Here is a 12166-nt window from a genome sequence, read left to right as displayed (position 1 = left end):
TATTTGTAGTTCGTTGAACCGGATATCAAAAAGAACTGCCTTTTAAACTTCTAAGGTCTGCTCCTGAAATATTTTGGAATACACTTAATCCGAATTCAGGAATAATGGCTAAAATATGGTCGAATACATCTGCCTGTACTCCTTCGTAAGGAACCCAGTCTTTGATGGAGGAAAAGAAATAAAGTTCAATGGGGATTCCTGTTTCTGTTGGTTGCAAATGGCGTACCATACAGGTCAGTTCTTTGTTTACCTCCGGCAGACTTTGTAAATACCGGAGAAGGTAAGCGCGAAATACACCAAGATTGGTTTGGCGACGCCCATTTACCCAGACGGAATTGTCGATATGATGTTCTTCGTTGTATTTATGAAGTTCGTCTTCTTTTCCGTCGATATAATCTGTTATTAGGGATATTTTACGGAATTTATCCAGCATTTCGGCAGTACAGAAACAAACACTGTTCATATCAATATTAATGGAACGTTTGACTCGTCGTCCGGATGATTCACTCATCCCTCGCCAGTTCTGAAATGCATCGGATACAAGGGCATAAGGAGGAATTGTCGTAATCGTGTTGTCAAAGTTTTTTACTTTTACAGCATTCAGAGTCACTTCCATAACAGTTCCGTTTGCTCCGTATTTATCCATTGTAATCCAATCTCCGGCACGCAACATATCATTTGCCGATAGCTGAATGCCTGCCACAAATCCCAATATGGTATCTTTAAATACCAGCATCAGGATGGCAGCCGATGCACCAAGTCCGGCAAAAAGAGATACCGGAGATTTATTGATAAGGATGCTGATAATAAAGATAATACCAATAAAAAATACCGTTACTTGTATAATCTGTATAAAACCTTTCAGAGGTTTGTCCTTAAAAGACTCTTTCCGATTATAAATTTCGTGGATAATGTTCAGGGAGGCATTGATAAAACGTAATGATACGGCAATGATATATATCAGACATATCTTCTGAAGAAAGAGTAGGAGTTTGGGAAATTCTTCCGGTGGAAAAGCAAAAGGAACCAGAATGTATACTAATATTGCTGGGATGATATGCATCATCTTATTGATAATTTTTCGTTCTACAATTAGGTCATCCCATTGGTTTTTGGTCCGTTTTGCAAGACGTTTGAACATACCGAGTACAATATAACGGCAGATATAATCAAAAGCTACGGTTACCAGAATTATAATGAGCAAAATAATGGAGTTATCCAACTTGTTGGCTACATCGCTTATCAACCCTAAATCCATTAGACGGTCGTTTATCCATTCCTGTATTGTATGCATAAATATCTCTGTTCTAATTATTCAAATACAAATCTACTAAAAAGAAACATATAATTTGTCTTATTCGGAATACTGATAAACCTTTAGCTCAAATTTAGGAACCATAGCAAAGAAATGATCGAAGATGTCTGATTGGATACGTTCGTATTCTTTCCATATCTTATTGCGGGAAAAGAAATAAATTTGTACCGGGACTCCGTATTCGGTAGCTTGCAGTTGACTGATAATTAAATCGAGATCCTGATTGACTACAGGTAAACTGGTAAGATAACGTTCAATATATACGCGGAATACCTGCGAGTTGGTGGGAATCACTCCTTCCTCTGGTTTATAGTCGGATAATAAAGGGATTTCTTTACGGAAGGTATCCAACATTTCCGGAGTACAGAATTTAATTGTATTCAGGTCGAGAAAAATGGATTTCATGACACGGCGTCCTCCCGATTCGGTCATTCCTCTCCAGTTCTGAAAAGAGTTATTTACTAATGTGTAAGGGGGAACAGTAGAGATTGTATTATCGAAGTTTCGGATCTTTACGGTATTAAGGGTGATTTCTTGTACGACACCATTCGCGTTGCCGGATGGTAAGGTTATCCAGTCACCCGGACGTACCATATCATTTGCCGAAAGTTGGATACCTGCGACAAACCCCAGAATACTGTCTTTGAATACCAACATTAAAATGGCGGCTGAAGCACCTAAACCGGCGAATAAACTAGCCGGAGACTTATTGACAATAATTGCAATGATTACTATACCTCCGATGAAGAACACGAGTACTTGCAGTACTTGTATAAAACCTTTCATAGGACGGTCTTTTAGTTTCTCCTTTTGGTTGAACACATCCAGAATGACTAATAAAATGCCGTTTAATGATAATAGAAATGTAAAAACGATATAGACCGCACATATTTTCTGGGAAATATTAAGCATTCCCTTTCCGTGAACAAAAGCAATCGGAAGCATAATATAGACGAGTATGGCAGGAATAGCATGTACTAGATTATGAACGACCTTACGTTTGATAAGCAAGGTATCCCAAGTATAACGGGTTTTTTGCGCTATTTTTCGTACGCTGCCAACAAAGATAGCCTGGCATAAATAATCAAGCCCTACAGCTATGGCAATCATGAGAATGGCGATAATAGATTCATCGAAAGTATCTGCAATTTTCGGGTCTACTCCCCAACTTATGAGGAGTTTGTTCATCCAACTGCCTAAATTTATCATAAGAAACGTTTTCATTTTACTTAGATAACATAATGAATTGAGGTTAAGTTTAAATAGTTAACGTGGAAAATAGTATCTTTGTTGCATAATAGTTTACTAATCTATTACGATTAAATGAAATTTTTTTTACAAATGATGATGATAACAGGTTGTACGGGTATTCTTTCGGCGCAGATACCGAATTCTCTCAGAGTGCAGGAATATACACTTAGTAACGGATTGACTGTTTGGTTGAATGAGGATCATACACAGCCTAAAGTTTTTGGTGCAGTTGTGGTAAAAGCAGGGTCTAAAGATTGTCCGAATACGGGTATTGCCCATTACTTTGAACATATGATGTTCAAAGGTACCGACAAGATTGGCACAACGGATTATGAGGTAGAGAAAGTGTTATTGGATTCTATTGCAATAAAATATGATGAACTGGCGGTAACGAAAGATTTGAAATTGCGTTCTGTGATACAGAGAGAGATCAATGAGATGAGTGTCCGTGCTTCCGAATATGTTATTCCAAATGAGTTTGACCGTCTTATTTCATGTTTTGGAGGGACGAAACTAAACGCAGGAACTTCGTATGACTATACTGTATATTTTAATACATTTTCGCCACAATATTTTCCCCAGTGGGCGGAAATTAATAGTGAACGTCTGATAAATCCGGTCTTTCGTCTCTTTCAAAGTGAACTGGAGACTGTATATGAAGAGAAAAATATGTATAGCGATATGATCGGAAGTCAGGCGATAGAAAAATTGACTGAGCGTTACTTTTATCCACATCCTTATGCGTATCCTATTATAGGTAGTACGGAGAATCTGAAAAATCCCCGTCTTTCCGAAATGCAGAAATTCTTTGAGACTTATTATGTAGCATCTAATATGGGCTTGGTATTGAGTGGTGATTTTGATACGAATGTAGTTTTGCCAATATTAGAATCGTCATTTTCACGTATACGACGTGGAGACATACCCAAAAGGAAAGCTGTCGTTTTACCCTCGTTTAAAGGCAAGGAAAAGATAAAGATAAAAGTACCTATTCCGTTCGTAAAAGCAATGGCATTAGGCTTTCGGGGTGTTCCGGCTAATCATAAAGACCAGGTTGCGTTGAATATAGCTGTTTCTCTTTTGAATAATTCCAATGGAACCGGTTATCTGGATAAATTGACTGTAAAGCATAAAGTGATGGCGTCTATGGCCTTGAACCAGAGTATGAATGAAGCTGGTATATTGGGCGTTTTGGTGATTCCTAAACTATTGGTTCAATCTTATTCCGCTGCAGAAAAATTAGTATGGAAAGAAATAAATCGGATAAAATCCGGTGAGTTCAGTGATGAAACATTTCAAAGTTTGAAACTGGAACAGAAACGGGAATATGATGCTGCTCTGGAAGATATAAGCGCACGTGCCCAAACAATGATGCGCATTTATTCGCAAGGTAAAAGCTGGACTGATTATCTGGAAGAAATAGCACGTATTGATGCACTTACCAAAGATGATGTGATAGCTGTAGCAAATAAATATTTTAATGAAAACTATTTGTTTGTGACGAAGAAGACCGGCAAATATCCGAAAGAAAGTCTTAAAAAGCCCGATTATACACCTGTTGTACCGAAAAATAAAGATGCCGTATCCGACTATGTGAAACAATTGCAGGATATGCCGGTTGAAAAAGTGAAACCTCGTCTGCTGGACTTTGATAAAGATGTGACGGTACAACAAATTAATCCATTGGTTTCTTTATATGTTAGTCCCAATCCGGTAAATAATATATTTTCATTGCATTTGATTTACGGTATCGGCAGTCTGGAAAGACCTGAACTTACACAATTGGTAAATTATCTGCATTTTCTTGGTACGGATTCTCTTTCATTTGATGATTTCCGTAATCAATTGCAAACATTGGGAAGTACATTGTCTTTTGATGTAAAGGACAATGATTTTAGTGTGAGGATAACAGGATTTGATGCAAACCTGAAGGAAACTTTGTCTTTAGCAGGTGATTTCCTCAGACATGCTAAAGCCGATAATAAGAAATTAAGTCAGATTGTGGATGAAGCAAAGGTGATGCAAAAAGCTTTTTATAAATCCAGCGATAATTTGGCAAAGGCTTTATTGGAAAAAGTGATATATGGAGAGAATTCCCGTTTTCTTACAAAACTTTCTTTGTCACAAATAAAAAAATTGAAAGGGCAGGAATTGCTGGATATGTTCGACGAAGTACGTCGGGTAGAATGTTCAATGCATTATTGTGGTTCACAACCCATAAATGATGTTGCTTTATTGATAAAGGAAAACTTGCCGATAGAAGAAGTTTCAAAACATTCTAAATATCCGTATTACAGAGAGACAAAATCTTACGATGAACAGATGGTTTATTTTATGGATATGCCGGATGTCTCTCAAAGTATTGTTTATGGGTATGTGCCTGGGGATGTATTGAAAGATAGATCGGCAAGGCATGTTGCCAGACTGTTTAACGGTTATTTTGGAGGAGATATGTCGTCTTTGATGTTTCAGGAAATACGCGAGTTTCGTTCTTTTGCTTATCGGGTGAATTCCCGGTTTAATATGCCGCCGTCAATCTCGTCGGATAAACCTGCGAATTTTGTTACCATGTTGTCTACGCAAGGTGATAAGACGCTGGATGCGATTACTGTTCTTGATTCATTGATTAAGAAAATGCCTGAACGTCCGGAAAGTCGTGTTAATGCAGTTAAGCAGTCGATACTGAATTATGTGAATAACGAGTATCCTTCTTTCCGAGAGATTTCTCCCAGAATATATGTGTCTCAACGTAACGGGTTTAATACAGACCCGAACAAAGACTTATTGGCTGATATAGAAAATATGCATATGGAGGATATAACCCGTTTCTATCAGGAATATATTGAAGGTCGTCCGGTAGTTTATGTTGTTGTTGGTAATTCAAAACATATCGACATGAAGAAACTGGCTTCTTTTGGAACAATTGTGAAAGTAAAAAGAAAAGATATTTATAAATAAATGTATAGTAAAGACGAACTGAAGAACTTAAAGTTAGAGTTCTGGGAAAGTTTTGGCGCTTTCTGTGAGGTTCAGCCTTATTTGCGGGGAAGAAAGAAAGTATGGAGTTTAAATACCAAGGTTAAAGGTATAGAACTAAAGTTTGATACAAACCGGAATGGCGCATATGTTATTTTGGAAGTAAATCACCGTCGTGAAGATTTGCGTCTTGAAATGTTTGAACGGTTAACATGGTATAAAGAAATTCTGGAAAAAGGTTTTCCTGATGGATTGATATGGGATATATGTTATGTACGGGAAGCAGGAAATGAGGTCGCACGTATATATACGAAAAAAGAAGGAATAGATTTGCATCGCCGGGAACATTGGGGCGAATTCTTTTCGTTTATGGCCAGTCAGATGTATTTGCTGGAAAAGAATTTTAAAGGAATCGCTGAGTATTTAAGAGAGTAAGAAGTCAGTCTTTTGTATTAAATAATAAATAAAAGTAATATGGGATGGATTTATTTATTGTTAGGAGGTCTTTTTGAAATAGGATGGCCGGTAGGAATGAAATTGGCGCAGACAACCGGAGCTCGTTTTCTATTTCTTGCGGCTGCTGTTATATCGATGGCTTTAAGTGGTTATTTTTTATATATGGTTCAACGTACAATACCAATAGGAACAGCTTATGTTGTATGGACTGGAATAGGTGCAATAGGAACTTTATTGATAGGTATCTTTTTTTTCCATGATTCGGCAGGTTTGTGGCGTATGTTGTCGGCATTATTGATTATAGTCGGAATTATAGGTCTAAAATTAGCTTCGTAAAAAAATAGCCTGAATAAATATTATTTTGTTAGATTTATTTGTGGAATAAATAATTATTGTAACTTTGTGGCATTAATGATAGAATAAATGAAAACAGTTGCTTTACATCATCACCATCATCATTACAACGGACAGTAGTTCGGTGGGCTGTGTGATATGTAAAAGTACGCAATAATAAAAATAAGGCTTGCCGTTATACGGTGAGCCTTATTTCGTTTTGGGATGATTATATTAAAAATAAAATAACAATGTTACGAATTGCAGTACAATCAAAAGGTCGTTTATACGATGAAACAATGCTATTACTAGAGGAGGCTGGCATTAAGTTGAACAGAGGAAAACGTATTTTATTATTATCGGCAAAAGGTTTTCCTGTAGAAGTTTTGTTCCTTAGAGATGATGATATTCCGCAATCAGTGGCCAATGGAGTTGCCGATATAGGTATAGTTGGTGAGAATGAATACGTGGAGAAAGGAAAGGATGCTAAATTGGTAAAAAGACTGGGATTCAGTAAATGCCGTTTGTCTTTAGCCATTCCTAAGGATGAAGAATATAATGGTGTGGAGTGGTTTGAAGGAAAAACAATCGCTACCTCTTATCCCGAAATACTGAAAACATATCTGGCGGAAAACAACGTAAAAGCAGAATTGCATGTTATCAGCGGTTCAGTAGAGATTGCTCCGGGTATTGGTTTGGCTGACGCTATTTTTGATATAGTGAGCTCCGGCAGTACATTGGTCAGCAACCAGCTGAAAGAGGTAGAAGTTATTATGGAAAGTGAAGCTTTATTGATCGCTAATAATAAACTTTCTAAGGAAAAACAGGTTATACTTGATGAATTATTGTTCCGTTTTGAAGCCATTCAGATGGCGGAAGGGAAAAAATATGTTTTACTGAATGCTCCGAAAGAAAAACTGGATGAAATTATTGAAGTTCTGCCGGGTATGAAAAGCCCTACTGTGACGCCTCTTGCAAATGGCGAGTGGGTTTCCGTACAATCTGTTATAGCAGAAAAACATTTCTGGGAGATTATCGGAAAACTCAAATCAATTGGAGCAGAAGGTATATTGGTAATTCCTATTGAGAAAATGATATTGTAATTATGGAAATAATTAAATATCCTTCAAAAAGAGACTGGCCTGCGTTGTTAACCAGACCTGCATTGGATGTGACTGCTTTATTTGATACGGTTCGTACTGTATTGGATGAAGTGAAGGAACAAGGTGATGCTGCTGTAAAACGATATGAGGAAAAGTTTGATAAAGTGGTACTTGCCGATTTGCAGGTATCGGAAGTAGAAATGCGCGATGCAGATAAACTTATTTCCGAAGAATTAAAGCAAGCTATTTGTCAGGCAAAAGATAATATTGAAAAGTTTCATGCTTCTCAATCTTTTACGGGACAGAAAATAGAGACTACTTCCGGAGTGACTTGCTGGCAAAAAGCTGTTGCTATTGAGAAAGTCGGTCTTTATATCCCGGGTGGAACAGCTCCATTATTCTCTACGGTGTTGATGCTTGCTGTTCCGGCACGTATTGCCGGATGTAGAGAAATTGTATTGTGTACGCCTCCGGATAAAGAAGGGAAAGTACATCCTGCTATCTTGTTTGCCGCAAAAGTTGCCGGTGTGAATAAAATATTTAAGATAGGAGGTATACAAGCCATAGCTTCAATGGCTTACGGTACACAATCCGTACCTAAAGTATATAAAATATTTGGTCCGGGAAATCAATATGTAACTGCTGCTAAGCAATTGGTAAGTTTGAAAGAGGTAGCTATAGATATGCCGGCTGGTCCGTCGGAAGTGGAGGTGATTGCTGATGAGACTGCAAATCCAGATTTCATTGCGGCCGATTTTCTTTCTCAGGCTGAACATGGAGCTGACAGTCAGGCTATGTTGGTTACAGCATCAGAAGGTATTGTTGAGGATGTTGTCCGAGCCATACAGGAACAATTGGACTTATTGCTACGTAAAGAGATTACGGAAAAGGCGTTATCCCATAGTCGTATCATTGTTTTAAATAATGAACAGGAAGTGATTGATTTTACTAATCAATATGCCCCCGAGCACCTTATTATACAGACGAAGAATTATCGCGATATAGCCGGTAAGATAGAGAATGCCGGTAGTGTTTTTATGGGAGCATATACTCCGGAAAGCGCAGGCGATTATGCTTCCGGAACGAATCATACATTGCCTACTAATGGTTATGCAAAAGCATATAGTGGTGTAAATTTGGACAGTTTTATTAAAAAGATAACTTTTCAGGAGATTACTTCCGAAGGAATACGTAATTTAGGGGGCACAATTCAAATCATGGCAGCAAATGAGCATTTGGATGCTCATCGGAATGCCGTAACTATTAGATTGAAATCATTATGATGAGTTTGGAAAAACTAGTTAGACGGAATATTCGGAATATGAAACCATATTCGTCGGCAAGAAATGAGTTTCACGGAACAGCTTCGGTATTTTTGGATGCTAATGAGAATCCGTGGAATACTACTTATAATCGTTATCCTGATCCTTTACAGATGGAACTGAAAGAACGCGTTTCTAAACTAAAAGAAGTAGAGACCGATTCTATCTTTCTGGGTAATGGTAGCGATGAGGCGATAGACCTTGTATTTAGAGCTTTTTGTGATCCGGGAATGGATAGTGTGATTTTGATAGATCCTTCATATGGAATGTATGAAGTTTGCGCTAATCTGAATAATGTAGAATGTAAGAAGGTTTTACTGAATGATAAGTTTGATCTGGATGCTGATAAAATATTGGCTTTGGATAATGATTGGGTAAAAGTAGTGTTTTTATGTTCTCCGAATAATCCTACGGGAAATTGTTTGAATCGTGATGAGATTTATAAGGTTCTGGATAAGTTCCATGGCATTGTTATAATAGATGAGGCGTATGTGGATTTCTCATCCCAGCCTTCATTCCTTACGGAATTAAATAAATTTCCCAATTTGATTGTACTCCAAACACTGTCAAAAGCATGGGGAGCTGCGGCTATCCGTTTGGGTATGGCATTCGCTTCTCCTGAAATTATAAGTGTTTTTAATAAAATAAAATATCCTTATAATGTAAGTAAGCCTTCTCAGGAAGCGGCATTGTCTATTTTGTCAGACACGGAAAAGATGCAGAAGCAGCTGAGTCAGATCTTGTTTGAACGCTCCCGTATAGAAAAGGCTTTGACAGAATCTCCTTATTTCTATAAGGTTTATCCTTCTGATGCTAATTTTTTATTGGTAGAAGTCGGTAACGCTAATAATGCTTACAATTATCTGGTAAAAAAGGGTATTGTTGTTCGTAACCGAAATAATATAACTTTGTGCCGTGGTTGCCTGCGTATTACAATTGGTACACCTGAGGAAAATGACATTTTACTGGATGTTATGAAAAGTCTACCGATATGAAAAGAGCCCTTTTTATAGATCGTGACGGAACGTTAGTGGTAGAACCGCCTGTAGATTATCAATTAGATAGTTTGGAGAAGCTGGAGTTTTATCCGGGAGTGTTCCGTAATCTTTATTTTATACGAAAGAATCTCGATTTTGAGTTTGTAATGGTTACGAATCAAGATGGCTTGGGTACATCCTCTTTTCCTGAAGATACTTTCTGGCCGGCTCATAATAAGATGCTAAAAACATTGGAAGGCGAAGGGATTGTCTTTGATGACATTTTGATAGACAGGTCTTTCCCGGAGGATAACTCACCAAATAGAAAACCCCGTACAGGAATGTTGGGCAATTATCTTAATGGAGAGTATGATTTAGCAAACAGTTATGTTATAGGTGACAGGCTTACTGATATGGAGTTGGCAAAGAATCTAGGTGCAAAAGGTATCTGGCTACGTCCTTATGATGGAGCGGAAGATGAATTAACTGCCAATAATATTGATTTTTCTCCGGTTCTCATTACAGAAGATTGGGATAAAATTACTGAATACCTTTATGCCGGTGAACGTTGTGCCGTTGTGCAACGTACTACGAAGGAAACAGATATATATGTAGAGATTAATTTGGATGGAAACGGCCGGACTTCCATATCTACCGGACTTGGTTTTTTCGACCATATGTTGGATCAGATAGGAAAGCATTCCGGAATGGATTTGACTGTCCGGGTTAAAGGAGACCTTGAAGTAGACGAGCATCATACGATAGAGGATACAGCCATTGCTTTGGGTGAGGCTTTATTGAAGGCATTAGGAGATAAACGGGGAATAGAACGCTATGGTTATACGTTGCCTATGGATGATTGCTTGTGTAGTGTAGCTTTAGATTTTGGCGGACGTCCCTGGCTTGTATGGGATGTTGAGTTCCATCGTGAGAAAATAGGAGAGATGCCAACGGAAATGTTTCTTCATTTCTTTAAAAGCCTGAGTGATTCAGCCCGTATGAATTTGAATATAAAAGCGGAAGGACAGAATGAACATCATAAGATAGAAGGGATATTCAAGGCATTGGCCCGCTCTATCAAGATGGCGATACGACGTGATATTTACCATTATAGTTTACCTAGTACGAAAGGAGTTATATGATGATGAAGAATTGGATGATAGCAGTTTGTCTTTTATTATTGGCTGCATGTAGTGATGATATTTATGATAAGCTGGATGGCAAGTGGCAGTTACAGCAGGTTGAAGAAAATGGTATAGTTCAAAATGTGGATACTATATATTATAATTTCCAGACTTCCTTGTTTATGTATCAGATATATGATCCCGGTTTGGATGATTATCGTCAATCTTTTGGCTTTAATACGAAAGAAGGAGATAACAAGCTGTTAATTGAGCTTACTTCAAATCCGAAGCCTGTTGAATCTTTTCTTAAATACACAGATTGGCCTACTCCTCAAAAGGTATTTATAATAGAAAAAGCCGATCGTAAAAAGCTTATTTTGGAAAGTGATGGCAAACGATATATTTTTCGTAAGTTCTAAATAGCAACATCCTGCCATTTGCCGTTAACAAGTTCGCGTGTGCTTTTAAATCCGGTCTTTTTTAAAAGTTCAAAGGCTTCTTTGCGGCCATCGTTTACCAATTGTGGATAATGACAGTCGGAATTTACCATTACAGGAATATTTAGTTCTTGCAATAACGACAGATATTCTATATGGGGATAAAGTTCATGCTTTTTAAGGAAGTTCTTGGTGTTTATTTCTACCATTAGTCCTTTTTCTCCGATTAAATGCAGGCATTCTCTGAAAGGAGTTTGATACCAATCCTCACTAAAAGAGAAATCGGTGTATTTTTGTCCGTTCATATAGATTTTATCCATATGACCTACAATATCAATGCCTCCGGCTTCAACCATATCTATCGTGGTCTCGAAATATTTCTTTACGAGCAATCGTATATCATTGTTGAAATATTTCTTTACCGAATAAGCATAATTGTTAAAAGAACCGTCTATACATACCATATTAGCTTCGATGAGATGCTCGGACATAGGTATGAAATGGATGGAGCCAATCCGATAATCAAGCGGTAATTCCCGGAAATAAGGGATCGAGGCATTATACGTTTTGTCCAGATAGTCAATCTCTAAGCCGACATATATTTCTAGCTGATCGCTGTATTTCTGTTTCAGCCGTTCTATTTCTTGCAGATATTCCGGCATATCATCTTTCGGCATATTCCAAAATGTTTCAAAAGGTAACGGCGAATGCGACGAGAATCCATAAGCTCTGAATCCATTGGAGATAGCAAATTTGATGAAGTCTTCCGGTAAGCTTCGTCCGTCACAGAATGTACAGTGGCTATGATAGTTACTTAGTTGCATTGTTTATAAAATGTAAAAATAAAAAAGGCGAAGGCTCTTTTACAGTCT

Annotated in this window: 11 protein-coding genes; 8 read left to right on the top strand and 3 right to left on the bottom strand. The window is 37.7% G+C overall.

Going from position 1 to position 12166, the window contains the following annotated elements; translation table 11 throughout:
• Window positions 1-25 precede the first annotated feature (25 nt).
• Both C1721_RS14465 and C1721_RS14460 read right to left on the bottom strand, forming a co-directional pair.
• Window positions 26-1294, bottom strand: coding sequence for a mechanosensitive ion channel family protein (locus C1721_RS14465; RefSeq protein ID WP_102408905.1), 1269 nt, complete (start codon window positions 1292-1294; stop codon window positions 26-28).
• 60 nt (window positions 1295-1354) lie between these two features.
• Window positions 1355-2524, bottom strand: a complete 1170-nt coding sequence (locus tag C1721_RS14460) for a mechanosensitive ion channel family protein (RefSeq protein ID WP_102409535.1) — start codon at window positions 2522-2524, stop codon at window positions 1355-1357.
• 132 nt (window positions 2525-2656) lie between these two features.
• Here C1721_RS14460 and C1721_RS14455 point away from each other — a divergent pair, with 132 nt between their 5' ends.
• The 8 genes from C1721_RS14455 to C1721_RS14420 all read left to right on the top strand — a co-directional run bounded on the left by C1721_RS14455 (window position 2657) and on the right by C1721_RS14420 (window position 11276).
• Window positions 2657-5524 (top strand): M16 family metallopeptidase, encoded by a 2868-nt coding sequence (locus tag C1721_RS14455; RefSeq protein WP_102409533.1) that lies wholly within the window; start codon window positions 2657-2659, stop codon window positions 5522-5524.
• Window positions 5525-5977, top strand: a complete 453-nt coding sequence (locus C1721_RS14450) for a DUF4268 domain-containing protein (protein WP_102408904.1) — start codon at window positions 5525-5527, stop codon at window positions 5975-5977.
• A 39-nt stretch (window positions 5978-6016) separates the two neighbouring features.
• Complete coding sequence (locus tag C1721_RS14445) at window positions 6017-6334, top strand: DMT family transporter (protein ID WP_102408903.1); 318 nt, start codon at window positions 6017-6019, stop codon at window positions 6332-6334.
• A 248-nt stretch (window positions 6335-6582) separates the two neighbouring features.
• Window positions 6583-7434, top strand: coding sequence for an ATP phosphoribosyltransferase (gene hisG / locus C1721_RS14440; protein ID WP_102408902.1), 852 nt, complete (start codon window positions 6583-6585; stop codon window positions 7432-7434).
• 2 nt (window positions 7435-7436) lie between these two features.
• Window positions 7437-8717: a histidinol dehydrogenase gene (hisD, locus tag C1721_RS14435; RefSeq protein ID WP_102408901.1), complete on the top strand. Its 1281-nt coding sequence runs from the start codon at window positions 7437-7439 to the stop codon at window positions 8715-8717.
• Window positions 8714-9751 (top strand): histidinol-phosphate transaminase, encoded by a 1038-nt coding sequence (hisC, locus tag C1721_RS14430; RefSeq protein WP_102408900.1) that lies wholly within the window; start codon window positions 8714-8716, stop codon window positions 9749-9751. Before hisD ends, hisC begins: the two co-directional genes overlap by 4 nt.
• Window positions 9748-10875, top strand: a complete 1128-nt coding sequence (hisB, locus tag C1721_RS14425) for a bifunctional histidinol-phosphatase/imidazoleglycerol-phosphate dehydratase HisB (RefSeq protein ID WP_102408899.1) — start codon at window positions 9748-9750, stop codon at window positions 10873-10875. The genes hisC and hisB overlap by 4 nt, the downstream gene beginning before the upstream one ends.
• Window positions 10872-11276 (top strand): lipocalin-like domain-containing protein, encoded by a 405-nt coding sequence (locus C1721_RS14420; RefSeq protein ID WP_227472102.1) that lies wholly within the window; start codon window positions 10872-10874, stop codon window positions 11274-11276. Before hisB ends, C1721_RS14420 begins: the two co-directional genes overlap by 4 nt.
• Here the strand turns inward: C1721_RS14420 and C1721_RS14415 are convergent.
• The gene (locus C1721_RS14415) at window positions 11273-12118 is read right to left on the bottom strand and encodes a histidinol-phosphatase (protein ID WP_102408898.1); all 846 of its coding nucleotides are present in this window, start codon (window positions 12116-12118) and stop codon (window positions 11273-11275) included. The genes C1721_RS14420 and C1721_RS14415 overlap by 4 nt on opposite strands.
• Between the last annotated feature and the right edge of the window lie 48 nt (window positions 12119-12166).

This window comes from Parabacteroides bouchesdurhonensis (genome assembly GCF_900186615.1).
Classification (GTDB): Bacteria; Bacteroidota; Bacteroidia; order Bacteroidales; family Tannerellaceae; genus Parabacteroides; species Parabacteroides bouchesdurhonensis.
The sequence above is the reverse complement of the archived record's forward strand: the minus strand, read 5'-3'. Positions and strand labels throughout refer to the sequence as shown.